The 23,168-nt window shown below is 71.5% G+C and carries 18 protein-coding genes; 11 read left to right on the top strand and 7 right to left on the bottom strand.

Going from position 1 to position 23,168, the window contains the following annotated elements; translation table 11 throughout:
- Positions 1 to 51 precede the first annotated feature (51 nt).
- Positions 52 to 1,332: a sensor histidine kinase gene (locus P3T41_RS17990; RefSeq protein WP_280690902.1), complete on the bottom strand. Its 1,281-nt coding sequence runs from the start codon at positions 1,330 to 1,332 to the stop codon at positions 52 to 54.
- A gap of 211 nt (positions 1,333 to 1,543) precedes the next feature.
- The gene (gene acs / locus P3T41_RS17985; protein WP_280690901.1) at positions 1,544 to 3,499 is read right to left on the bottom strand and encodes an acetate--CoA ligase; all 1,956 of its coding nucleotides are present in this window, start codon (positions 3,497 to 3,499) and stop codon (positions 1,544 to 1,546) included.
- A 538-nt stretch (positions 3,500 to 4,037) separates the two neighbouring features.
- Here acs and P3T41_RS17980 point away from each other — a divergent pair.
- Entirely contained in the window at positions 4,038 to 4,499 is a 462-nt protein-coding gene (locus tag P3T41_RS17980; RefSeq protein ID WP_280690900.1) for a hypothetical protein, read from the top strand.
- A 299-nt stretch (positions 4,500 to 4,798) separates the two neighbouring features.
- The gene (locus P3T41_RS17975) at positions 4,799 to 5,743 is read left to right on the top strand and encodes a chitinase (protein ID WP_280690899.1); all 945 of its coding nucleotides are present in this window, start codon (positions 4,799 to 4,801) and stop codon (positions 5,741 to 5,743) included.
- Here the strand turns inward: P3T41_RS17975 and P3T41_RS17970 are convergent.
- The 3 genes from P3T41_RS17970 to P3T41_RS17960 form a co-directional block, all read right to left on the bottom strand.
- Positions 5,733 to 5,858, bottom strand: coding sequence for a hypothetical protein (locus P3T41_RS17970; protein ID WP_280690898.1), 126 nt, complete (start codon positions 5,856 to 5,858; stop codon positions 5,733 to 5,735). The genes P3T41_RS17975 and P3T41_RS17970 overlap by 11 nt on opposite strands.
- Before the next feature lie 30 nt (positions 5,859 to 5,888).
- Positions 5,889 to 8,210, bottom strand: coding sequence for a SulP family inorganic anion transporter (locus tag P3T41_RS17965; protein ID WP_280690897.1), 2,322 nt, complete (start codon positions 8,208 to 8,210; stop codon positions 5,889 to 5,891).
- Positions 8,211 to 8,614: 404 nt separating this feature from the next.
- Positions 8,615 to 9,628, bottom strand: a complete 1,014-nt coding sequence (locus P3T41_RS17960) for an ATP-binding protein (RefSeq protein WP_280690896.1) — start codon at positions 9,626 to 9,628, stop codon at positions 8,615 to 8,617.
- Positions 9,629 to 9,824: 196 nt separating this feature from the next.
- Here P3T41_RS17960 and P3T41_RS17955 point away from each other — a divergent pair, with 196 nt between their 5' ends.
- A complete protein-coding gene (locus P3T41_RS17955) occupies positions 9,825 to 10,742 on the top strand; it encodes a Fic family protein (protein WP_280690895.1) in 918 nt (305 codons plus the stop codon).
- Between the two features lie 506 nt (positions 10,743 to 11,248).
- Here P3T41_RS17955 and P3T41_RS17950 read toward each other — a convergent pair.
- Positions 11,249 to 12,235, bottom strand: a complete 987-nt coding sequence (locus P3T41_RS17950) for an HAD-IB family hydrolase (protein WP_280690894.1) — start codon at positions 12,233 to 12,235, stop codon at positions 11,249 to 11,251.
- Between the two features lie 687 nt (positions 12,236 to 12,922).
- Between P3T41_RS17950 and ssd the strand changes: the two genes are divergently transcribed.
- The 6 genes from ssd (at position 12,923) to P3T41_RS17920 (ending at position 18,576) form a co-directional block, all read left to right on the top strand.
- Positions 12,923 to 14,035 carry a septum site-determining protein Ssd gene (gene ssd / locus P3T41_RS17945; RefSeq protein ID WP_280690893.1) on the top strand — a complete coding sequence of 371 codons (1,113 nt, stop codon included), beginning with the start codon at positions 12,923 to 12,925 and terminating at the stop codon, positions 14,033 to 14,035.
- Positions 14,032 to 15,357, top strand: coding sequence for a TadA family conjugal transfer-associated ATPase (locus P3T41_RS17940; RefSeq protein WP_280690892.1), 1,326 nt, complete (start codon positions 14,032 to 14,034; stop codon positions 15,355 to 15,357). The genes ssd and P3T41_RS17940 overlap by 4 nt, the downstream gene beginning before the upstream one ends.
- Positions 15,357 to 16,619, top strand: coding sequence for a type II secretion system F family protein (locus tag P3T41_RS17935; RefSeq protein WP_280690891.1), 1,263 nt, complete (start codon positions 15,357 to 15,359; stop codon positions 16,617 to 16,619). Before P3T41_RS17940 ends, P3T41_RS17935 begins: the two co-directional genes overlap by 1 nt.
- Positions 16,619 to 17,575, top strand: coding sequence for a type II secretion system F family protein (locus P3T41_RS17930; RefSeq protein WP_280690890.1), 957 nt, complete (start codon positions 16,619 to 16,621; stop codon positions 17,573 to 17,575). The genes P3T41_RS17935 and P3T41_RS17930 overlap by 1 nt, the downstream gene beginning before the upstream one ends.
- Positions 17,576 to 17,942: 367 nt before the next feature.
- Positions 17,943 to 18,137, top strand: a complete 195-nt coding sequence (locus tag P3T41_RS17925; RefSeq protein ID WP_280691114.1) for a DUF4244 domain-containing protein — start codon at positions 17,943 to 17,945, stop codon at positions 18,135 to 18,137.
- A 100-nt stretch (positions 18,138 to 18,237) separates the two neighbouring features.
- Positions 18,238 to 18,576, top strand: a complete 339-nt coding sequence (locus tag P3T41_RS17920) for a TadE family type IV pilus minor pilin (RefSeq protein WP_280690889.1) — start codon at positions 18,238 to 18,240, stop codon at positions 18,574 to 18,576.
- 695 nt (positions 18,577 to 19,271) lie between these two features.
- Here P3T41_RS17920 and P3T41_RS17915 read toward each other — a convergent pair.
- A complete protein-coding gene (locus P3T41_RS17915) occupies positions 19,272 to 21,596 on the bottom strand; it encodes a DEAD/DEAH box helicase (protein WP_280690888.1) in 2,325 nt (774 codons plus the stop codon).
- Positions 21,597 to 21,867: 271 nt separating this feature from the next.
- Between P3T41_RS17915 and P3T41_RS17910 the strand changes: the two genes are divergently transcribed.
- Positions 21,868 to 22,209 carry an STAS domain-containing protein gene (locus tag P3T41_RS17910; protein WP_280690887.1) on the top strand — a complete coding sequence of 114 codons (342 nt, stop codon included), beginning with the start codon at positions 21,868 to 21,870 and terminating at the stop codon, positions 22,207 to 22,209.
- A gap of 241 nt (positions 22,210 to 22,450) precedes the next feature.
- The gene (locus P3T41_RS17905; RefSeq protein WP_280690886.1) at positions 22,451 to 22,861 is read left to right on the top strand and encodes an ATP-binding protein; all 411 of its coding nucleotides are present in this window, start codon (positions 22,451 to 22,453) and stop codon (positions 22,859 to 22,861) included.
- Positions 22,862 to 23,168: the final 307 nt, after the last annotated feature.

Genomic DNA, 23,168 nt, shown 5'->3' with positions numbered 1-23,168 from the left:
TCCTGAGCTTCCTGAGCTGAGATGTCGATCTTTCGGGGTGGTCAGGTCAGGTCAGGCCGGCGCCGGCAGCTCGATCGCGATCGTGGTCGGCCCGCCGATCGGGCTGGTCGCGGTCAGCACCCCGTCGGCCACCCGGACCCGTTCGGCCAGCCCGCGCAGCCCGCTGCCTGATCCGTCCAGCTGGACCCCGCCCTTCCCGTCGTCGCTCACCAGCAGGCTCAGCCGTCCCCGCGCCGCACGGACCGACACCGTCACGGACTCTGCCTCACTGTGCTTGCCGGCATTGGCCAGCAGCTCCGCCGCGGCGAAGTACAGCATGGTCTCGACGGCGGCCGACGGTCGCTCCGGCAGGTCCAGCTCGACCCGGGTCGCAATGGCCGAGCGGGCGGCGAGCGTGGTCAGCGCGGGGCCCAGTCCGGCGTCCAGCGCGGGTGGATGGATCCCGCTCACCAGCTCGCGCAGCTCGCCGATGATCTCCTTCGTCTCCTGCCGCGATTGGTGCAGCAAGGATCGGCACTGCTCGAGGTCTCCCTGGGTCAGCCGCCGCTCCGCCCGACCCAACCGCATGCCCAGGGCCACCAGCCGGGCCTGGGCGCCGTCGTGCAGATCGCGCTCGATCCGGCGCAGGGTGGCCGCCGCCTCGTTGATCGCGTGCGCCCTGGTCTCGGTGAGCTGGGCCAGCCGGAGCGAAGCGGCGCTCGGGCCGAGCAGGCGGGGCATCAGATAGTGGTCGGCGAGCAGCGGCAGGCGACCGGGCCAGGGCGAGGCCACCAGGACCAGGACGCCGACCGCCGCCACCAGCAGCGCGCGCGGCCAGGTGTCGAAGTAGAAGCCCGCGATCTCCAGCCCGAAGCTGTGGGCGACGCCGGCCTTGTCGATCTCGTGCGCCGGCTCCACCTTCCAGAGCACCGGGTAGCAGAGGAAGAGGAGGCCGTAGGCCCACCAGAGGAAGCCGAGGGTGAACTGGAGGACCCCCAGCGGGATGCGGATGAGGAGGTAGAGGCAGGCCCGCCAGGCGGCGGGATCGCCCAGGTGCTGGCCCATCAGGCCGGAGAGGCCGGGAGCGCGCGGTGGACGGGGTGGTGCCGCGATCTCCAGCCGCAGCAGACCGCGGGCCAGCGCCCGGTACAGGGAAGCCAGCGCCCGGTCGGCCCGAAGGCTCAGCGCCAGCATCGGGAGGAAGAGGAGGCCGGCGGAGAGCAGGCCGAGGATGGTCGTGACCAGCACCGCGGCCAGCCCCAGCGCTGCCAGCGGCAGGCTGAGCAGCGAGTAGAGCCGCTCACGCCAGGAACGTCCCGTCAGGTGTTCGCGCATGACGGTCCCCGGTGCCATGCGGTCAGTCTGGCTCATCGTGATCTCACGCGTCACACGTTTCGGCATCCGAGCTCTGACGAGAGGTCAGACTGCCCGGGAGACGCTGCGCGGCCTCACCACGGGCCAGTTGGGGCGCTGACCCCGCGTCGGCGCACGGCTGAGGGCCTCCTCCGCAGCACGCGGGGGAGGCCCTCGACCAGGTCGCTCCGGGACTCCGGGGCTCGGTGAATCAGTCCTCGCTGGGGGTGGCCGGCAGCTGGGACTGGATCAGGTTCATCACCGAGGAGTCGGCGAGCGTGGTGGTGTCACCGACCTCGCGGCCCTCGGCGATGTCGCGCAGCAGGCGGCGCATGATCTTGCCGGAACGGGTCTTCGGCAGCTCGCTGACCACCTTGATCTGCTTCGGCTTGGCGATCGGGCCCAGCGTCTTGCTCACGTGGTTGCGCAGCTCGACGATCAGCTCCTCGCTGTCGGTGGCGGTGCCGCGCAGGATGACGAACGCGACGATCGCCTGACCCGTGGTCGGGTCGCTGGCGCCGACCACCGCCGACTCGGCCACGGCCGGGTGGCCGACCAGCGCCGACTCCACCTCGGTGGTCGAGATGTTGTGGCCCGAGACGAGCATGACGTCATCCACGCGGCCGAGCAGCCAGATGTCGCCGTCGTCGTCCTTCTTGGCCCCGTCGCCGGCGAAGTAACGGCCCGGGAAGCGCGACCAGTAGGTGTCGATGTAGCGCTGGTCGTCGCCCCAGATGGTGCGCAGCATGGACGGCCACGGCTCGGTGAGCACCAGGTAGCCGCCGGAGCCGTTGGGGACCTCGTGGGCCTCGTCGTCGACCACGGTGGCCGAGATGCCCGGAAGGGCGCGCTGGGCGGAACCCGGCTTGGTCTCGGTGACGCCCGGCAGCGGGCTGATCATCATGGCGCCGGTCTCGGTCTGCCACCAGGTGTCGACGATCGGGGTCCGCCCGCCGCCGATGTGCTCGCGGTACCAGATCCAGGCCTCGGGGTTGATCGGCTCGCCGACGCTGCCCAGGATCCGCAGCGAGGACAGGTCGAACTTCGCCGGGATGTCGTCGCCCCACTTCATGAAGGTGCGGATCGCGGTGGGGGCGGTGTACAGGATGGTGACGTGGTACTTCTGGACGATCTCCCAGAAGCGGCCCTGGTGCGGGGTGTCCGGCGTGCCCTCGTAGATCACCTGGGTGGCGCCGTTGGAGAGCGGACCGTAGACGATGTACGAGTGGCCGGTGACCCAGCCGATGTCGGCCGTGCACCAGTAGACGTCGGTCTCCGGCTTCAGGTCGAAGACCGCGTGGTGGGTGTAGCTGGCCTGGGTGAGGTAGCCGCCGGAGGTGTGCAGGATGCCCTTGGGCTTCCCGGTGGTGCCGGAGGTGTAGAGGATGAAGAGCGGCTGCTCCGCATCGTGTGCCTCGGGGGCGTGCTCGGTGGACTGACGCTCCGTCACCTCGTGCCACCAGACGTCCCGGCCCTCGGCCCAGGAGACCTCCTGGCCGGTCCGACGGACCACCAGAACGTGCTCCACCTGCGGACACTTGGTCAGCGCCTCGTCGATGGCGGGCTTGAGCGCGGACGGCTTGCCGCGGCGGTAGCCGCCGTCGGCGGTGATCACCAGCTTGGCGTCGGCGTCCTGGATCCGGGAGGCGACGGCGTCGGCGGAGAAGCCGCCGAAGACGACGGAGTGCGCGGCGCCGACCCGGGCGCAGGCGAGCATCGCGACGACCGCCTCGGGGATCATCGGCAGGTAGATCGCCACCCGGTCGCCCTTGACGACGCCCAACTCCAGCAGCGCGTTGGCGGCCTGCGAGACCTCGTCCTTGAGCTGGGCGTAGCTGATCGAGCGGCTGTCGCCGGGCTCACCCTCGAAGTGGATGGCGATCCGGTCGCCGTGGCCGGCCTCGACGTGGCGGTCGACGCAGTTGTACGCCACGTTGAGCTTGCCGTCCGCGAACCACTTGGCGAACGGCGGGTTCGACCAGTCCAGGGTCTCGGTCGGTTCGACCGCCCAGCTCAGGCGGCGGGCCTGCTCGGCCCAGAAGCCGAGGCGGTCTTCGGAAGCCTGCGCGTACGCGGACGCGGTGACGTTGGCGGCCGCGGCGAGCTCGGCGGGCGGGGCGAAGCGCCGCTCCTCCTTGAGCAGGTTGGCCAGGCTCTCGTTGCTCAACGCACACTCCTCATCGAGTCTGTTTCATGGTGCTTACCCTCCACGGGCCTTATCCTCCACGGGCCCCGCGGGGGAGAAGAACCAGGGTCGCGGGATGTCCCTTGCTCAGGGATTGTCCCGTGTGTCCCAGTGGACAGCTCACCAGGCGAACAGGCCGGTTGACAAGGGGACCCGAGAAATTGGTGTAGACCTTTGATCAATCTGTCGTCGTCAGCGCTGGGATAGCACGCGTTTTCGGTCGGACGCGGAGGAATTTCCCAGCTTCTCGACCACGTCACGGGCGTGGCGTGTCGCACCACCGGGGCGGCGAATCCGTCTTCCTCTGCGGCAGACCTTGACGCTTCTGCGCACCGGTACTCCACTGGAGTCACCAGCTCACGAGCGACCGCACCGCCCGAGGTCACGACGGCCGCGCCGGCGGGTGGCGCCGGCTGGCGCGGCACTCTCGGGGAGTTGAGCCATGTCGGAATCTCCTGCCACTGCGTCCCCCGCCACTGCCACTCCGCTGCCGAGGCCCGGTGATTTCGCCGTGGTGCGCATGGGTGGTGATATCGGTCGGCTGATTCGCCTGGGCCAGTGGCTCAACGGCGACGGCTTCGCCGACTACGAACACGCCTTCGTCCTGGTCGGTGATGACGAGGTGATAGAAGCCGAACCCGGCGGAGCCCGCCAGGCGCCGCTCGCCGAGTACGACACGCATCTGATGCGCTGGTCGAGCGGGCACCTCCAGCTGACGAACGATCAGCGAGTGGAGATCGTCGCCGCGGCCCGGCGATACCTGCGAGTGCCGTACAGCTTCCTCGACTACGGCGCACTGGCCGCCCACCGGTTCCGGTTGCCCGGCAGCTCGCTGCTCAAGGGTTATGTCGCCGACACCCGACACCTGATCTGCTCTCAACTGGTCGACCAGTGCTATCAGGATGCCGGGATCCACCTCTTCGCGGACGGACGTTGGCCCGGCTACGTCACGCCTGCCGACCTGCACCGGCTGATCAGCTGACCTTGGTGAGTTGATCCGCGGCCCCGGTGCGCCGGTGGCGCGTCCTCCTGCTGGGGTCGCTCTCGTCTCAGCGTTGATCAATTCCCAGCTCGGGAGCCCAGCTTGGGAGCCTCAGGTCGGGGGCGGAACTGCGCTGCCCCTTGACAGGTCACCGGGGCGGCGCCACCATCCTGGTCAAGGTTAGGAATCTTTACTAACCGGCCAGGCCTTCCCCCACGTCCCGGCCCGCCGCGTCCTGTCCGACATGCCCCCAGCAAGCCTTGTCGCGAAGAGGGCAAGCGTGCGCCTGAGAGGTTGTCATGGACAAGAAGTTCCGGCTCGCCGCGCTCGTCGCCTCGGTCCTGCCGATCACGCTCGCCCTTGCCACCGCACCCGCCCAAGCGGCGACGGCACGAGCGGCGGCCGCCTTCCCGGCCCACTACGCCGCCCCCTACCTGCAGATCGCCGGCTCCGACGCGGGTGACCTCGCGGCCGATCACAAGGCCAGTGGCGGGCAGTTCTACACCCTGGCCTTCCTCACGCCGAAGTCCGGCTGCACCCCCATGTGGGAGGACGGCAACGACTCGCTCGGAGCCTTCACTTCGCAGGTCAACGCGCTCAAGTCGGCCGGCGGCAACGTGATCATCTCCTTCGGCGGCGAGGCCGGCGGTGAGCTCGCCCAGACCTGCACCTCGGTCTCCGCGCTGACCGCCGCCTACGCCAACGTCGTCAAGACCTACGGTGTCACCAGGCTCGACTTCGACATCGAGGGGAGCGTGCTGGACGACACGGCTGCCAACTCCCGCCGGGACCAGGCCCTGGCAGCGCTCCAGAAGGCCAACCCCTCGGTGCAGATCGACCTCACCGTCCCGGTGGACCCCACCGGTCTGGAGTCGAACGCCCTCGACCTGCTCAAGGACGCCAAGGGCAAGGGCGTCAAGGTCAACCTGGTCAACATCATGACCATGGACTTCGGTGACGGTCAGAACGCCTTGAAGGACGCCGAGTCGGCGGCCGACGCGACCCACGGGCAGCTGGCCGGGCTCTACGGCGGCTCGTCGGCGCAGGCCTGGGGGCGGATCGGGCTGACCCCGATCGCCGGCCGGAACGACGACAACGAGAACTTCACCCAGTCCAACGCCGCCACGCTGGAGAGCTTCGCCGCCGCCAAGGGCGTGCAGGAGCTGTCCTTCTGGGAGGTCGACGGCTACGACAAGGGCACGGGCTACGCCTACTCCAAGATCTTCCAGAAGATCACCGGCTGACGTCGCGGAAGTCGGGGTGGTGGCCCCGGTCGGCCACCACCCGCAGCCGTGCCGTCGAGCGGTACAGGCCGCTGATCAGGCGCCGCTGCCGTCGGGTACCGCTGCCGTCAGGCACTGCTGCCGTCAGGTTCGGGTATCGCTGCCGTCAGGCCGCGCTCGCGATCTCACGCGTCCCGACGACGGCGGTGAAGCTGCCCGTCGCCTGGTCGAGCACGTAGGTCTGCGCGCTGGCGAAGTCGAAGTACATGCCGATCAGGCGCAGGCTGCCGTCCAGCACCCGCCGTTCGACCGCCGGGTTGGCCAGCAACTGGTCGAGTTGCTGAACCACATTGGTGATGCACAACTGCTCCACCTGGTCGGCGACCGGACGATCCGTGAACTCTGCCGGGGCCCGAGCCAGCCGAGCCAGCGAGCCTCGCCCGTTGCGCAGCCAGCGGGCCAGTGCCGTCGGTCGCCCGGGCTGTTCGTGCACGCCGTCCAGCAGTGCCTTCATCGCGCCGCACTCGGAGTGTCCGCAGATCGCGATGCTGCCGACCTCCAGCACCTCGACCGCGTACTGCACGGCGGCGGCCACCGAATCGTCGGCCGCACCGGGCTCGTGCGGGGCCGGAGCCAGATTGCCGACATTGCGGACGGTGAAGAGGTCGCCCGGCCCGCTGCTGGTGATCATGCTGGTGACCAGCCGGGAGTCGGCGCAGGTCAGGAAGAGTTGCGAGGGCGTCTGGCCCTCCCGGGCGAGCCGGGCCAGTTCCGGTCTGACCAGCGCGGCGGTATGCGCCTGGAAGCCGCGCACGCCGTTGAGCAGCCGATCGTGCGGGTCGTCCTCCTGGTCGATGCAGTGGTGGCCCACCCAGGGGGTCCAAGCCCGGCAGCGGTGCGGTCCGGCGCCCTCGGCGGCACGCAGCGTGCCGTCCGGGTCCAGTACCTCTTCGTCATGACGGTCGGTCAGCATGACGACCTGATCGCCTCGTGCGACCCGCTCGCCCCGCCAGCTCCGCAAGGCCTCGTAGGCGGAGTGGTCCAGGAAAGCCCCGTCGTGGCGGATCGTGACCCGGGCGCCGAGCGGGATCGATGCGAGCGCCCCGCTCAGCCTGGGCACGGCCAGGAAGGTCAGCGGACCGTGCGTCCGCAGTTCGTAGGAGCCGTCCTGATGCTGGGTCATCTCGATATGGGCCCGGGTGAGCCGGTAGAGGGCGAGCAGTGCGGTCGCCGCCGCGCCGGTCGCGACCCCGAGGGGGACGCCGAGCAGTACCACGCCGATGACGGTGGTGAGGTAGACCGCGAACTCCCGGTGCCGGTGCACCTTGCGGATGTGCGCGGCGCTCACCATCTGGATGCCGACCACCATGACCAGCGCGGCCAGTGCGGCGAGTGGGATCCGGCGCAGCCCGCCGGTCAGTGCGAACGCTGCCAGCAGCACCCAGCAGCCCTGCAGGGCGGCGGCCCGGCGACTGCGCGCACCCGCCTGGACGTTGGCGGAGCTGCGGATCGCGCCGCCGGCCACCGGCAGGCCGCCGAACATCCCGCTGAGCAGATTCGCGATGCCCTGGCCCCGCAACTCGCGGTTGAGGTCGCCCGGATGGCCGCTCTGCCGGTCTACCGTGACGGCGCAGAGCAGCGACTCCACGCTGGCCACGGCCGTGACGGTCAGTACCGCACCGAGGATCGCGAGCGGCGAGCCGTGCGGGAGGGCGGCTAGGTCGTGCTTGCCCCAGTCGGCGAGCTCGACTCGGGCGAGCCGAAAGTCGAAGGCCATGGCCAGCGCCGTGCCCGCGGCCACCGCGACCAGGGCTGCCGGTACCCGCTCGAGCCGGCCGCCGATCCGCCCAGCTGCTCCGGGGAGCCGGTGCAGCCTCGGCCACCCGCAGAGGAGCGCGATCGCCAGCAGGCCCACGGCCAGCGCCGGTGGATGCGGCCCGGACAGCTGGGCCGGCAGTGCGGTGAGATTGGCCAGGGTGGAACCTTGTGGCGAGCCGCCCAGGACCACGTGGAACTGGGCGATCGCGATGGTGATGCCGACACCGGCCAGCATGCCGTGCACCACGGCAGGGGATACCGCCAGCGCCGACCTGGCCATCCGCGCTGTCCCCAGCAGAAGCTGCAGCAGGCCGGCCGCGAGCGTGATCGCGCAGGTGGCCTGCCAGCCGAATCGAGTGATCAGCCCTGCGGTGATGACGGTCAAGGCAGCTGACGGACCGCTCACCTGCAGCGGCGTGCCGCCGAGCAGCCCGGCCGTGATGCCGCCCACGGCGGCCGCGACCAGACCCGCCGTCAGCGGGGCACCGCTGGCCAGCGCGATGCCGAGCGAGAACGGAAGCGCGAAGACGAACACCACCAGGGAGGCCGTCAGATCCTGGGCGCCCGGCGTGCGGAAGCGGGGCCTGCCGCTCGCCGGGACCAGGGGCGGAGCATGGCTCTCGATGGTGACATCGGTGCGAGGCGGCGGTGGGGGAGAGTCGAGGGCCATGGCTTCCTGTCCTTCCAGGAGAACGGACACCGTCGAGTCCGTTGCTACGGCCAAGTCCGCGGCTGGTGCGGGTGATCGGAACGGCTGGCCGCGAGGCGCGGCAGCGGGCTGGGACGGCCACGAGCACGGCGCCGGCAGGCAGGGCGCTCACTGGCCATCGATCTCGCACACCAAGACTTGGTAAACTGTGAGTAATGAAAGCTTTGCATGGCGTAAGTGTGTGCGGGAGCCCTGGCGCCGAGATTCACTCCTGTGGGTGGCACGCGGATTCGTCGTAGCGCCCCACTGCTCGTCCTGCCGCTCGCCCCCACCGCCGCTGGCGAGCGCTCTGCGGCTGGGTGAACGCCGAGGGGCCGGGTCCGCACCCCCGTGGGTGCGGACCCGGCCCCTCGGTCGACTCGGCGTCAGACGCGCGCGCCGGCCGTGTCGGTGTGGGCGGTCGCCAGGTCCAGCGCCGTCTGGTCGAGCACGAAGGACGGGTCGACCTGTGTGGCGAGGTCGACGCCGGCCTTGGCATTGCCCCAACTCTCGGCGTTGCGCAGGTGGAAGTCCACGGCCTGCGCGGTGTACCGCTGTGGGTCCCGGAGTTGGAAGGCGAGGTCCAACTCCTCACGCAGGAGCTCCAGAACGGCACGGTTCTCCGGCTCCAGCGAGTCGAGTGCCGGTCCGGCGCCCTGCTCCAGTCTGCGCACCCAGTCCGACTGGCCGAAGGCGGCCAGCAGGTCGTCGCCCACTTCCCGCCGCAGGTAGGCGAGGTCGTCCTCGCTCTGCACCTTGTTGCCGACCACGCGCAGGGCGACGCCGAAATCCCGGGCGTACTCCTTGTACTGGCGGTAGACCGAGACGCCCTTGCGCGTCGGCTCGGCCACCAGGAAGGTGAGGTCGAACCGGGTGAACAGGCCCGAGGCGAAGGAGTCGGAGCCTGCGGTCATGTCCGTCACCACGTACTCGTCCTGGCCGTCGACCAGGTGGTTGAGCAGCAACTCCACCGCGCCGACCTTGGAGTGGTAGCAGGCGACGCCGAGGTCCTCGTCGGTGAACGCGCCGGTGACCAGCAGGCGCACCGAACCCTCGTCCAGCGCCACCGGGCGGGCGCAGGCGGCGTACACCGGGTTCTCCTCGACGATCCGCAGCAGGCGTGAACCGCGGCCGGGTGGTGTGGTCTTGATCATCTCCGCCGCGGACGCGATGCGCGGATTGCCGCCCCGCAGGTACTCCTTGATCTCGGGCAGGTGGGCCCCGAGCGAGGGCAGCTCGGCAGCCTGATCATCCGTCAGGCCGAGGGCCGGGCCGAGGTGCTGATTGATATCGGCGTCCACCGCGATCACCGGTCGCCCGGCGGCGGCCAGATGGCGGATGAACAGTGCCGACAGCGTGGTCTTGCCGCTGCCGCCCTTGCCGACGAAGGCGATCTTCATCTGGACTCCCGGCTCTCGCTCCGTCGATCGCCGCGCGGGCTTCGGCGGACCTTTTGACAATCGTTATCGTGTCCGATAATGAACATCGTAGTGGGGGTTTGGGTCACTGCGCCGAAGGGAAGCGCGGATTGCCTCGAACGGGTGAAGCCGGGGTTGCTGTGCGGTCCTGGACAGAGGGGTCGTTACTCTCGGGTAGGTGAGCACTGGAACTGATCCGCTTGCCCCGCTGGCCGCGCTTGCCGGGGTGCCCGAGTCCGTCACCGAGGTCCGCAAGGCCGTCGACCGACTCTACGGCCACCGCGTGATGCGGCGCCGGGCGGCCGAGGTCACCTCGGAGTCCGCGTTGCGCGGGGCCAGGGCCTCGGCCGCGCTGGCCGGTGCCGACTGGCCGCTCGAAGAGGTGCGTCGGCGCAGTGACTTCAGCACCGGCGCCGACGAACGCATCGTCGGCGGTGCGCTGCGGATCTCGGCGGAGGCGGGCCAGTTGCTGAGCGTCTGGCGGACCTCGCCGCTGCAGGTGCTGGCGCGACTGCATCTGCTGGCCGCCGGCGACGCGAGCCCTGCGGCCGGCCGGCCGCGGCAGGACGGCGAATCGGCCGAGGAGCTCTTCCCGCTGGAACTGGTACCCGCGGACGGCGTGGCGGCGCCCGTCGACTCGCCGGCGCCCGCGTCGCCGGCGGGTGGGCCGACGGCGTCCGTGCTGCCACCAGCGCCCCCCGCAGCCGAGGTGGCGGCCCGTCTGGACCAGCTCGCGCAACTGCTGGCGGCCCGGACCGCGGGTGCCCAGGGCGGCGCGCCCGCACTGGTGACCGCTGCCGTGGTGCACGGCGAACTGCTCGCACTGCGCCCGTTCGACAGCCACAACGGCCTGGTGGCCCGGGCCGCGCAGCGCATCGTGCTGATCGCGGAGGGTCTTGATCCGCAGGCGATCTGCCCGGCCGAGGTGGGCCTGGTCGAGCTCGGCACGGTGGCCTACCGGGAAGCGCTGGCGGCCTACCTCACCGGCACGCCCGAGGGGTTGGGGCGCTGGATCGCGCACTGCGGCCTGGCGTTGCGGCTCGGCGTTCGGGAGAGTACGGCGGTGTGCGAGGCGATGCAGCGCGGGATGGCCTGATCGGCGAGCCGGCCTGATCGGCGTGACGCGGGGCCGCGCGCGGTGTGGACTGCGGCGTGGCCCACGGCTCAACGGGGCCGGGAGGTGGTGGGCCTGGCCGTGGCGGAGCTCTCGGCGGGCCTGCGAACAGAGTTGCGGCGACACCCTGACCGCTGATGTCGCCGCTGGTACAACGGTCCGGGTGACCATGCGTGCACCGGAAGTGCCCATCAGGCGGGGATCCAGCCCGTTCGCCTGGTGCGGCGGCCCGAATCGCGGGTCGGCTGCACGTGGGTGCTCGGAGGTTGTACGCGGTCCGTGGGCCTGAACTGCGGTGTCGGTCTGACCTCTTCGGGTCCTTCCGGGTCTCGCGGGCCGTGGTTCCTTTGTATCTCGGATCCAGGGCAAACGGAACTCGGATGGCGAATTCTTTACTTTTGCCTGTTTTGGCATGGACTGACTGCTCGGGCGTCGGTCGACTGCTCGGCAGGACTGCCAGGCGGTGATCGCCGCGGCAGGCCGACCGGTCAGCCTGCCTGCCGCCGTCGCTTGGCCAACTGCCAGACCAGTGCGGCGCTCAGGCAGGCGGCGCCGACCGCCGCAGTCGCCAGCACGGTGCGGCTCGGCGTCCTGAACTCGGGTAGCCGACGGTTGAGTTCGATCGGACGGTCGAAGACCAGGACCGGCCAGTCACGCGCGACGGCTTCCTTGCGCAGGCTCCGGTCCGGATTGACGGCGGACGGGTGCCCGACCGCCGAGAGCAGCGGCAGGTCGGTGATCGAGTCGCTGTACGCGTAACTGTCGGCCAGGTTGTAGCCCTCGCGCTCGGCCAACTCGCGGATCGCGGCGGCCTTGTTCTCGGCGTACGCGTAGTACTCGATCTCGCCGGTGTAGCAGCCGTCCTCGATCGCCAGCCTGGTGGCGATCACGTGGTCGGCGCCGAGCAGGGCGCCGATGGGCTCGACGACCTCCGCGCCGGAACTGCTGACGATCACCACATCGCGCCCGGCGGCGTGGTGTTGCTCGATCAGCGCGGCGGCCTCCGCGTAGATGATCGGGTCGATCAGCCCGTGCAGCGTCTCGGCGACGATCTCGCGGACCTGCTGAACGTTCCAGCCCCGGGTCAGTGCGGAGAGGTACTGCCGCATCTTCTCCATCTGGTCGTGGTCCGCCCCGCCGACCAGGAAGACGAACTGGGCGTAAGCGCTCTTCAGGACGGCCCGACGGTTGATCAGGCCGCCCTGGTAGAAGGGGCGGCTGAAGGCGAGGGCGCTCGACTTCGCGATGATCGTCTTGTCGAGGTCGAAGAAGGCCGCCGTGCTGGTGAGGTCGGCGGCTGCCCCCTCGACGGATGGGTGAGGTGCGGCGACCGGCGTGCCGTCCGCCGCAGTCGGGGCGGACCGTTCGGTCGTGTGCGGGACAATCGTGCTGCCGCGCGGCGCGGCATTCGGTGCGGTCTCCGGTCGGGAGTTCTCGGCACCGCCTACGATGTCGGCGTTCTCGGTGGTGTCCACAGGAACCGAGGATAGATGGCGCTCTCGCGGGCGCCGCCATTCGGTGGACCTGGGGGCGTGCGGGTTTGTGTTTCCGGCCTCTCGGGTACACCATGGAAGTCACGGATCGTTCGCGACCGTGCTAACCCGGTCCGGCTCCTCCCCCCCGAGTCGGGCTGTGGATAGACGACCCCCGCTCTCCCCCCCGGCGGGGGTCGTCGCATGTCCGGGCCCGTTTTCGGGCTGCTGCGACGTGTCAGGGGAGGTGCTGGAGGGGCGTGGGGGAGGCGTTCGAACCGGGGGTGCCAGGGCAGTCGCCTGCTTCTTTTCGTCACTGTGGGTAGTCAATCGGGCTATGCTCGGAGACCGTCCGGAACTGCGTCAATTTCACCGACCGGAACTCCTCTGACGGGTGAAGAGAGACCAGTCGGGTGAGTTCTGATTTCCACATCCCCGGGGTTATCCACAGCGAATCGACGCGTGGCCGACGCATTAGCGGCTGGACGGCACGCTGGGGTCCAAGCCGAAGCCATGGCTCGGACCGGCGGGGCACAGGCCACCGACCGGGACGGCACCTCATGACCGCGGCCGCCACCGTCATCGCCCGCTCAGCCGGGCCGGTCTCCCCGCGGCACCCGCCTCGTCCGGCGGCGCGCCGTGCTCGACCGGCGCAGGCGGCAGCGAGCATCCCGCTCCGGGGAGGCAGCCATGCCCGCACCCACCATCGACCAGTACGGACCGATCTCCCACGATCCCGACTCCACCGGGCCCTTGATCCTCACCGAGGACGAGGGGTTGGCGGAGCACCTGCTCAAGCTCTGCGCGGCGGCCGGCGCCGAACCCCGGCTGCTGGCCGGCGCGCCGCCCCGCCGGCTCTGGGAGACCGCGCCGATCGTGCTGCTCGGCGATGACCAGTACGAGTGTTGCGCGGAGCTCTCCCGCAGGCCCGGTGTGTACCTGCTGGGCCTCGATCTCGACGACTGCGAGGTGTGGGTCCGCGGTGTCCAACTCGGAGCTGAGCAGGTGCTGTTCCTCCCTGAGGCGCAGGCCTGGCTGCTGGACCGCATCGCCGATGCGGTGGAGGGTGTCGGCAACCCTGCGCTGACCGTCGCGGTGCTCGGTGGTCGCGGCGGCGCCGGGGCCTCCACGCTCGCCTGTGCGCTCGCCGTGACAGCCGCCAGAGCCGGCCACCGCACCATGCTGATCGACGGCGACCCGCTGGGTGGCGGATTGGACGTCCTGCTCGGCGGCGAAGGCGTCGACGGGCTGCGCTGGCCCGAGCTGGCCGGTGCGCGAGGCCGGGTCAGCAGCTCCGAACTCGTTCAGGCGCTCCCCCGGCTGCACCGAATCAGCGCGCTCTCCTGGGACCGGGGCAACGCACTGCTGATCCCGCCGACCGCGATGCGCAGCGTGCTCGCGGCAGCCCGGCGTCGCGGCGGGCTGGTCGTCCTCGATCTGCCGCGACATCTGGACCCGGCGGCGGCCCAGGCCCTGGAGCAGGCCGACACCGGCCTGCTGGTGGTCCCCGCCGAGCTGCGCGCGCTGGCGGCGGCCGGGCGGGTGGCGGCCGCCGCCGGGATGCGGCTGGCGGACCTGCGGGCGGTGATCCGGCTGCCCGGGCCAGTGGGCTTGCGCAGCGCGGAGATTGCCCGCGGCCTCGGTCTGCCGCTCGCCGGTGAGATCACGCACGAGGCCGGTCTGACGCTCGATGCGGAGCGTGGCAAGCCTCCCGGCCTGCGCGGTGCCGGACCGCTCGCCAGGTTCTGCGCCGCCTATCTCGACGAAGTCATGCCCAGTACCGAAGGAGAGCCGTCATCATGAACACGCGTACGCCGTCCACCGGCCACCTTGCCGAGCGGCTGTTGCCGTGGAGCCCGCCGGCGGCCCGGGCGAAGCCTCGCCCCGCCCTCGCCGCGCTCAGGCGTCGTTCCGGAGCCGCGGAGCCGGCCCCGGTCGTCCCCGAGCGCGCCACCGCCTTGCTCGACGCCGTCCGGCTGCGGCTGGCCGAGGCCGGTGCGGTGCCGACGACCGCCGAGGTCGCGGCGGCCCTGCGCGCCGCGCGGCCCCCGTTGGGCGGTGACGACCTGCTGGACACCGTCAGCACCCTGCGGGCCGAACTCGTCGGTGCCGGACCACTGGAGGCCCTGCTCGGCGCGCCAGATGTGACCGACGTGCTGGTCAATGCCCCGGACGAGGTCTGGGTCGACCGGGGCAGCGGGCTGTGTCGCGAGCCGTCCGTCCGGTTCCCCGACGCCGAGGCGGTGCGCCACCTCGCGCACCGGCTGGCGACCGCGGCCGGACGCCGGCTCGACGATGCCCGGCCGTGGGTCGATGCCCGGCTCCCGGACGGCACCAGGCTGCACGCGGTGCTGCCGCCGATCGCGGCCGGCTGCACGCACATCTCGCTTCGGATCAGCCGTCAGAAACCGTTCGAGATGGCCGAGCTGGAGGCGGCCGGAGCCCTCGGTCCGACTGCCGCCGAGTTGCTGGGCGCCGTCGTGCGGGCCCGGCTCTCGCTGTTGATCAGCGGCGGGACAGGCAGTGGCAAGACCACCTTGTTGGCCGCGTTGCTGGGGCTGGTCGGCCGAGCCGAACGGATCGTCATCGCCGAGGACTCGGCGGAGCTGCGGCCGTCGCACCCTCACGTGGTCCGCCTGCAGAGCCGACCGCCCAACCAGGAGGGGCTCGGTGAGCTGACCCTGCGGGACCTGGTCCGGCAGGCACTGCGGATGCGGCCCGACCGGCTTGTGGTGGGGGAGGTGCGCGGCAGCGAGGTGCTCGACCTGCTGGCCGCCCTCAACACCGGCCATGAAGGCGGCTGCGGCACGGTACACGCGAATACCGCGGCCGATGTGCCGGTCCGGCTCGAAGCACTCGGCTCGATGGCCGGGTTGGAGCGACGGGCGGTGCACAGCCAACTGCGCGCCGCGCTGGACGTGGTGATCCACCTGGTGCGTGACCAGCGGACCGGTCGGCGGCGAGTGGCAGAGCTGCACACGCTGGCCGGTGATGCCACCGGCCTCGCCGTCACGGTTCCGGCCGTGCTCTTCGGCGCGGACGGTTCGGTGGCCCGAGGGCCCGGTTGGGAGCGGTTGGCGCAGCTGTGCACGGCGCGCGGCGTCGTGCTGGATGGGAGGCAGTGATGACTGGACTTCAGCTTCGACTCGCGCTGGCTGTGCTGCTCTGCGCGATGGCGGCCATGGCGTGGGCGCGGTTGGACCGGCGGACGTTCCTGAGGCGGCGGTCCAGGGCCGTGCTGGAGCACTCGGGCGGCTCGGGGGTGCTGGTTCGGATCGGTGTGCGGCGATTGCGCCGGCTCCTCGCTCCGGGTGCGCCTCGACCGCGCTGGCTGGTCCCGGAACTCCTGCTGCTGCCCTGCGGATCGGTTGCCGGGTACGGCCTGCACTCGCCGGTGCCGCCCGTGGTCGCGGTGTTGCTGGTCTTCCCCAGCTGTCGCTGGCGTGAGCGGCGCCGAGCGGTCCGGCTGGAGCGCGGCCGGGCTACCGCCGTCATCGAACTGTGCGCCGCGCTGGTGGGGGAGCTGCGCAGCGGCGCGACGCCCGAACAGGCGCTGGACAGCGTCACCGGTCCGGGGCGCGCGACGGCCGGTCTGCTGGAGCGGTTGGGCGAGGAGGCGGTGGCCCGGTTGGTGGCCGGCCGCTACGGGGCCGATGTCCCCGCCGCCCTGCGCTGGTTGGCAACGTTGCCCGGCGGTGGTGGTGGCTCCGCCATCGCGGCCTGTTGGCAGGTCACGGCGGACAGCGGTACCGGTCTGGCGCTGGCGCTCGAGCAGGTGGCCGAGGCCCTGCGGGCTGATCGTGCTCTGCGGGAGGAGGTCCGGAGCGAGCTGGCCGGGCCGCGGACCACCGCCGTCCTGTTGGCGGCCCTCCCGGTCTTCGGGCTGCTGCTCGGTGCCGCTCTTGGGGCGCAGCCGTTGGGGATCCTGCTGCACACTCCGTTGGGTTGGGGTTGCCTGGCGGTCGGTGCGGCTCTGGAGGTCGCGGGGCTGTGCTGGAGCGGACGGATCGTGCGTGGCGCGCTGGCCGACCTGGGCGTCGACGCTGGAGCGGTGGTGCGACCGGGTGGGCGCAGGCTGGGTCCGGACGGGGCGCGGGGCGCTCGGCGGCAACCGGCCGGGGCCGGCCGCCTGGGCGGGCCGAGCTCGACGGGTGGCAGGGCGGCTGGTCGGCGGGTGAGTTGCCGGTCCGGTGCCGGTGGTCGTGGTGGCAGAACGTCCCTGGCGGGCCGAAGGCGGCGGTCGTACCGGCGGACGCCGTTGGCCGGGAGCAGCTCCGGGTCCGCGTGGTGGCGCCGCGAGTGTCTGCGGCAGCTGGGGTGCGCCTCCGGTCAGCCGGGACACAGCGGTCGGCACGGGGTGCTCGGCAGCGCGCTGGGGACGTCGTGATGGGCGCGGGCCCGGGCACGTACGTGCCGTCGACCCCTCCGGGTCTGTTGCCGCTGATGGTCCTGGTCGGGGCCTTCACGCCGCTGGTGCTGCTGGCCACGCTCGGCGGACGCTGGCTGCGTCGGCGGGCTCGACGGCGGCGGGCGGTTCGGCTGGAGACAGCCGGTCGGCGCTGGAGCGGACAACTCCTCGGCGGTGCGGGTGAGCGCGGGTGGTCCGATGAAGCGTCGACCCGGGTGGGCCGACGGACGGCGGGAGCGCTCGCGACGACTCGGTCGGACCTGATGGCTCGGGCGGGCCGGGCGGGCGGCATGCACCGCGCGGCCGGGGACGGCAGACGGCCATGGCTGAGCGTCGAGTCCGCGGCGCCGGTGCTGGCGGGGCTGGGGGCGGCGGCGTTGCTGCCGAGCGCTTTCGGGGTCATGGCGGGAGTGGCGGCGGCGTTGTTGCTCCGGCGTCTGCTTCCGGTGATCCGCTCGGCTGACCGGCGGGCGGCGCGTGAGCAGGACCTGCTGCTGGCCCAGTTGCCGCTGACCGCGGAGCTGCTGGCTGCCTGCCTGGGATCGTCCGCCGCCCCGGCCCAGGCCGCGGAAGCTGTCGCGCGGACGATCGGCGACCCGATGCGGACACGCCTCAACGCGGTCTCGGCGGAACTGGCGCTGGGAGCGCCGCCGGCTGCCTGCTGGGAGCGGTTGGGGGACGAGTGTCCGGCCCTGGAGCCGCTCGCCCGTTGTTTGGTGCGGACCACGGTGAGCGGCGCGCCGCCTGCCGCCCCGCTCACGGGGCTGGCCCTCGCGCAGCGAGCGGCGGCCGGCCGTGCCGCCCACGCCCGGGTGCGTCGTGCCGGGGTGCTGGCGACCGCGCCGCTCGGGCTCTGCTTCCTGCCTGCGTTCGTCCTGATCGGCGTCGTTCCAGTGGTGGTGGGTCTGGCAGCGGCGTTCAGCCAGCGGTTGTGAGGTCGGGACGGGCTGCGGTGCAGGTGAATTGACGGGCTGTCGGATCTGTCGGATATGTCGGATCTGTCGGGGCTGCGGGATCAGCGAGATCAGAAAACTCAGACGAGGTCGACCAGGTTGGCGATCTCCGAAGCGGAAGGAAATGCGAGCGATGAACGAGATGAACGGCGTCAACGCTGTCACCGACCGGAACGTGCCGGTCGTGACCTTCGTCGCCCTTCCCGGGCACGCGCGAGCGGCGCAGCTGCGGGCGCTGGTCGGCGGGCGGTGCGGGCCGCCGGCGGGCAGGCGCCCGTGGTTGCTCGGCAGTGCCGCTCCGCCGGTGCACCGCCGGCCGCGGCGGCGGTTGTGGGAAGGCGTGCGGAGTGTGTTTGGCCGGCTCGTTGCCTGGCACCGCCGGAGGTTTGCGGGAGCCTCGGACGTCGGCATGTCGACGGCCGAGTACGCGGTTGGCACGGTGGCGGCGTGCGGGTTCGCAGCGCTTCTCTACAAAGTGGTGACGAGCGGTGCGGTGAGTGGCGCGCTGGCGGACCTGCTGGATCGGGCGCTCCATGCGGTCTGACGTCGGCACGTTCGCGGGTGGGCCTGGTCCCCGGCGCAGGGTTCGCTTCAGGTGTCGCGGGTGGCTTCGCCGGGCTCGGGAAAGGCGGGAGGCCGGGTATGTGACGGCCGAGACGGCCGTGCTGCTGCCGACTCTCGTCGTGCTGACCAGCGTGCTCGTCTGGGGTGTGTTGACCGCGGCGGCGCAGCTGCGCTGCATCGATGCCGCTCAGGTTGGGGCGCGGACGGCGGCCCGAGGTGGGCGGGACGCCGTCGCCCGGGCGCAAGCCGCGGCACCGCGTGGGGCCACGGTCGAGGTCGCCGAGATCGGCGACACGGTTCAGGTGCTGGTGGAGGCGCAGTGCTTGGGGCCCGGGCGGTTGGCGTCCGCACTGTCGATGACGGTTTCGGCACGGGCCGAGGCCGTTCGGGAGGACCGGATCGGAAGGGAGCCGGGGTGATGGCGGTGATGGCGGTGAAGGCGGTGACGACGATCGTGGGGAAGGTGCTGCGGCTGGAGGGGAGAGCGGACGCCTCCACCTCGCCACCGCACTGGTGGAGGCCCACCGGAGGACAGACAGCGGCTGGGGAGACAGTGCTTGGGGAGGCCGACGCGGCCTCGGTGGATCGCGAGCAGGGATCGGCGACGGTCTGGTTGACGGCGCTCGCGTTCCTCGGGTGCGCGGTCTTCGGGGTGTCGCTGGCGCTTGGTGCGGTCCTGGTGGCTCGGCACCGCGCCGAGTCCGCGGCCGACCTCTCGGCCCTGGCGGCGGCCGACCATCTGCTGCTCGACGCCGACGGCGGCTGCGCCCGGGCGGCGGCGCTGGCGGTCGCGCAACGGGCCACGCTGGTCTCCTGCACGGTCGACCTCGGGACGGACAGCGTCCAGGTCCAGGTCGAGGTGCCGGTGCGCGGCGTGCGGTTGCCGATCGGCCCGGCGACCGCACGAGCGCGGGCCGGACCGATATGGGCCTTTGGTGGTCCGGAGGAGTCTGACGCCCCGTCCGCGTCCGGCGCCGGCCCGGTGGTGATGCGGCCCGCGGCAGTGCCTGCCGGTGCCGGGCGCGAACGCAGCAGCGCCGGCCGGCTCCAACCCGGCCGGGTTGGAGCCGGTGGGGCCGGGGTTGCCGCGGGTGGCCGCGCTCCGTTGCACGCCCTAGGACTCCTTCGGTGCGCCGGCCAGCAGGGCGCTCAGCAGCCGGACCGCGCCGGCCTTGTCCAGCGGGTCGTTGCCGTTGCCGCACTTGGGCGACTGCACGCAGGACGGGCAGCCGCGCTCGCATTCACAGGCGGCGATGGCGTCCCGGGTGGCGGTGAGCCACTGCACCGCCCGGCGGAAGCCGTGTTCGGCGAAGCCGGCCCCGCCCGGGTGGCCGTCGTAGACGAAGACGGTCGGCAACTGGGTGTCGGGGTGCAGCGGGACCGAGACGCCGCCGATGTCCCAGCGGTCGCAGGTCGCGAAGAGCGGCAGCAGGCCGATCGAGGCGTGCTCGGCGGCGTGCGCGGCGCCGGGCAGCTGGTCGAAGGGGATCAGCGCGTCCAGCAGTTGCTGCTCGGTGACGGTCCACCAGACCGCTCTGGTCCGCAGCGTCCTGGGCGGCAGGTCGAGCTTGGACTCGCCGAGGATCTCGCCGGTGGAGATCCGTTTGCGCAGGAAGCCGACCACCTGGTTGACGACCTCGACCGAGCCGAAGTTGAGCCGGCCCTCGCCCCAGGCCGCGGTGCGGTCGGTGGTCAGGACGGAGATGGTCGTGGTGTCGCGAGCTGCGGTGGTGTAGCTGGGGTTGGCCGGTTCGACCAGGGCGACCGAGGTCTCCAGGTCGAGCTCCCGGACCAGATAGGTCCGGCCTTGGTGGAGATGGACGGCTCCGGTGTGCACGGTGGTGTGCGCCGCGGCGGCGTCGACGGTGCCCAGCAGTCGACCGGTGGAGGCCTCGACGATCTGGACGGGGTTCCCGCCGCTGCCGCGCAGGTCGACGGCATCGACGGCGCGTTCACGGCGGGTCCAGTACCAGGAGCCGTCGGTGCGGCGGCGCAACAGCCCGCGCTGTTCCAGGACCGGCAGCAGCTGAGCGGTCGAGGGGCCGAACAGCTCCAGGTCGTCAGGTCCGAGCGGGAGCTCGGCGGCAGCGGCGCACAGGTGCGGGGCCAGCACATGCGGGTTGTCGGGGTCGAGCACCGTGGCCTCGACGGGGCGGGCGAACAGGGCCTCGGGGTGGTGCACCAGGTAGGTGTCCAGCGGGTCGTCGCGGGCGATCAGTACGGCAAGGGCTCCCTGGGACTCCCGTCCGGCCCGTCCGGCCTGCTGCCAGAGGGAGGCTCGGGTGCCGGGATAACCGGCCAGCAGTACCGCGTCCAGGCCGGAGACGTCGACCCCCAGTTCCAGGGCGGAGGTCGAGGCGAGACCGAGCAGTCGCCCGGAGTGCAGGTCGCGTTCCAGCGCGCGGCGCTCCTCGGGCAGGTAGCCACCGCGGTAGGCGGCGATCCGGTTGGCGAGCGGGGCGTCGAGGTTGTCCTGGGCCTGCAGCGCGACCAGTTCGGCGGCGCGTCGGGAGCGTACGAAGGCCACGGTGCGGGTGCCGGCCGCCACCAGGTCGGTCAGCAGGTAGGCGGCCTCGGTGGTGGCGGTCCGCCGCACGGGGGCGCCGTGCTCCCCGACGTGTTCGGTGAGTGGCGGCTCCCACAGGGCGAAGACCAGTGGGCCGTGCGGGGAGGCGTCGTCGGTCACCGCGACGGCGGGCAGGCCGGTGAGTCGCTCGGCGGCCGCGGCCGGGTCGGCCACGGTCGCGGAGGCGAGCAGAAAGGCGGGATCGGATCCGTAGCGGCGGCAGAGTCGGCGCAGTCGGCGCAGGACCTGGGCGACATGGGAGCCGAAGACGCCGCGGTAGCTGTGGCACTCGTCCACCACCACGTAGCGCAACGCCTTCAGGAAGGAGGACCAGCGGGCGTGGGCCGGCAGGATGCTCCGGTGCAGCATGTCCGGGTTGGTGAGCACGTAACTCGCGTACTGACGGACCCACTCGCGTTCCTGCGGTGGGGTGTCGCCGTCGTAGAGCGCGGCGCGCACCCGGTCCGGGGCGAGTTCGGCGGCCCGGCGGCGCTGGTCGGCGGCCAGTGCCTTGGTCGGTGCCAGGTAGAGGGCGGTGGCGCCGCGCCCGTTCGGGGCTTCGGTGCCGTCCAGCAGGTCGCTCAGCACGGGCGCCAGGTAGCCGAGCGACTTGCCCGAGGCGGTTCCTGTGGCGATCACCACAGTTTGGCCCGCTTTGGCCAGTTTCATTGCCTCGGCCTGGTGGGCCCAGGGCCGGTCCACGCCGGTTTCCGCGGCTGCGGCGCGGATCTCGGGGCGGATCGAGTCGGGCCAAGGGGCATGGCGCGCCTGGCGCGCGGGGAGATGCTCCGTATGGGTGAGTCGGTCCGAGCGGCCCCGGCTGGCGACCAGGGTGTCGAGCAGGGTCTCGGGCGGGCGATGGCTGGGCGGCATGAAGACCCAGTGTGTCACTGGAGTGACGGACAATCGCGGCAAGCCATCGTGCGGGCATGCTGCCAGGTGGTTGAATGAGGCGGTGGCGGCCAGTTGGCCGGACCGGCGGCACTTGGGCCGGTCACTCGGCCATGCGGTGGAGCCGGGCAGGCGTCCCAAACGCCTGCGCGGTGGCGGCCGTCTGGTCGGGATCGGCAACCGAGAACGGCCGATGCCGCCCGACTCGCCGTAGAACGCAATTGACGTAGCAAGGCAAGGTGCTGGAGGTTCCGTGGACCTGTCCCTGTCGACCGAAACAGTCGGCGATCGCACAGTCGTCAAGGTTGGCGGCGAGATCGATGTGTACACCGCTCCTAAGCTTCGCGAGCAGCTGGTCGAGCTCGTCAACGACGGCAGCTACCACCTGGTCGTCGACATGGAGGGCGTCGACTTCCTGGACTCGACCGGTCTGGGCGTCCTCGTGGGCGGCCTGAAGCGGGTGCGTGCGCACGAGGGCTCGCTGCGCCTGGTCTGCACCCAGGAGCGCATTCTCAAGATCTTCCGCATCACCGGGCTGACCAAGGTGTTCCCGATCCACTCCTCGGTGGCGGACGCCGTCAGCGCGACCGACTGACTCGGCGGACCCTGAGCAGCCCCGCCGGGGCGGCTCAGGGTCACCGTCGTGGTCCGCCGTGCCCGTACGGTCGGGTGCCTGCCGACAGACCGTCAGCAGGCGGCTTCCCCATGTTCGGTGGTGTCTTGCCGGGCATAGCTCAGGACGCCTGGTTCAAGCGTGGCCCCTGGGTGGCGGCACCGAAGAGGTGGCACCACAACAGCCGAGGCGGTAGCACCGGAGACAACTCCGAGAGGGAGAGATGGCAACCGTCGAACTGCGATTCAGTCCCCTTCCCGAGCACGTGCGCACGGCACGGCTGGTGGCGGCAGCGGTGGCCAGACGCGCGGGTGTGGACGAGTCGGTGCTCGACGAGCTCCGGCTCGCGGTCGGCGAGGCATGCTCCCGCGCGGTCGGCCTGCACCAGCACGGTGGCCTGGGCGGCGCGGTCCGGGTGGCGTTGACCGACCAGGAGAAGCGTTTCGTCATCGAGGTCGGTGACGGAGCCGGGACGCTCAGCGAGTTGGCCGCGTCGAGCGAGGACGAATCCGCCGACGGTTCCGACGACACCCTGGGCCTCGCGGTGATCACCGGGCTGGTCGAGGACGTCGAGGTCGGCCGGGACGAGGCCGGTGGCCTGATCCGGATGAGTTGGCCGGTGCAGCCGGCCTGACGGTGTCTGATCGGCCAGGCCCGCGCTTGGCCGGACGCCTGCCGGACGCACACCCGTGCAGCCTGGCGGTTGCCGCTCGTGCGGCCCGGTGGCCGGGGTCGGTGAGGCCGCCGGGGCCGGCGTAAAGGGCGGGGTTCCTGGCGCGTGAAGTGACGCGAATAAACGAACGGGCCATCAGAAGAATCATGGGCGGTGGCGCAAAACCCCCGGGTTTTGGGGCCCCCCCAGATTAATTTGGTTGTATTTCGCACCCGGGCGATATAAAAACCGAGAAGATTAATAAAAAAACATAGTGATTTAACGTGGG

The organism is Kitasatospora sp. GAS204B (assembly GCF_029892155.1).
Taxonomy (GTDB): domain Bacteria; phylum Actinomycetota; class Actinomycetes; order Streptomycetales; family Streptomycetaceae; genus Kitasatospora.
Note: the sequence above shows the minus strand (reverse complement) of the source record. Positions and strands in the feature narration are given on the sequence as shown.

Excerpts from the sequence above, each read along its gene's own strand:
- P3T41_RS17990 (WP_280690902.1), bottom strand. The coding sequence starts at position 1,332 with ATGGCACCGGGGACCGTCATGCGCGAACACCTGACGGGACGTTCCTGG.
- P3T41_RS17980 (WP_280690900.1), top strand. The coding sequence starts at position 4,038 with ATGGGTGGTGATATCGGTCGGCTGATTCGCCTGGGCCAGTGGCTCAAC.
- P3T41_RS17975 (WP_280690899.1), top strand. The coding sequence starts at position 4,799 with ATGGACAAGAAGTTCCGGCTCGCCGCGCTCGTCGCCTCGGTCCTGCCG.
- P3T41_RS17965 (WP_280690897.1), bottom strand. The coding sequence starts at position 8,210 with ATGGCCCTCGACTCTCCCCCACCGCCGCCTCGCACCGATGTCACCATC.
- P3T41_RS17960 (WP_280690896.1), bottom strand. The coding sequence starts at position 9,628 with ATGAAGATCGCCTTCGTCGGCAAGGGCGGCAGCGGCAAGACCACGCTG.
- ssd (WP_280690893.1), top strand. The coding sequence starts at position 12,923 with ATGCCCGCACCCACCATCGACCAGTACGGACCGATCTCCCACGATCCC.
- P3T41_RS17940 (WP_280690892.1), top strand. The coding sequence starts at position 14,032 with ATGAACACGCGTACGCCGTCCACCGGCCACCTTGCCGAGCGGCTGTTG.
- P3T41_RS17935 (WP_280690891.1), top strand. The coding sequence starts at position 15,357 with ATGACTGGACTTCAGCTTCGACTCGCGCTGGCTGTGCTGCTCTGCGCG.
- P3T41_RS17930 (WP_280690890.1), top strand. The coding sequence starts at position 16,619 with ATGGGCGCGGGCCCGGGCACGTACGTGCCGTCGACCCCTCCGGGTCTG.
- P3T41_RS17915 (WP_280690888.1), bottom strand. The coding sequence starts at position 21,596 with ATGCCGCCCAGCCATCGCCCGCCCGAGACCCTGCTCGACACCCTGGTC.
- P3T41_RS17905 (WP_280690886.1), top strand. The coding sequence starts at position 22,451 with ATGGCAACCGTCGAACTGCGATTCAGTCCCCTTCCCGAGCACGTGCGC.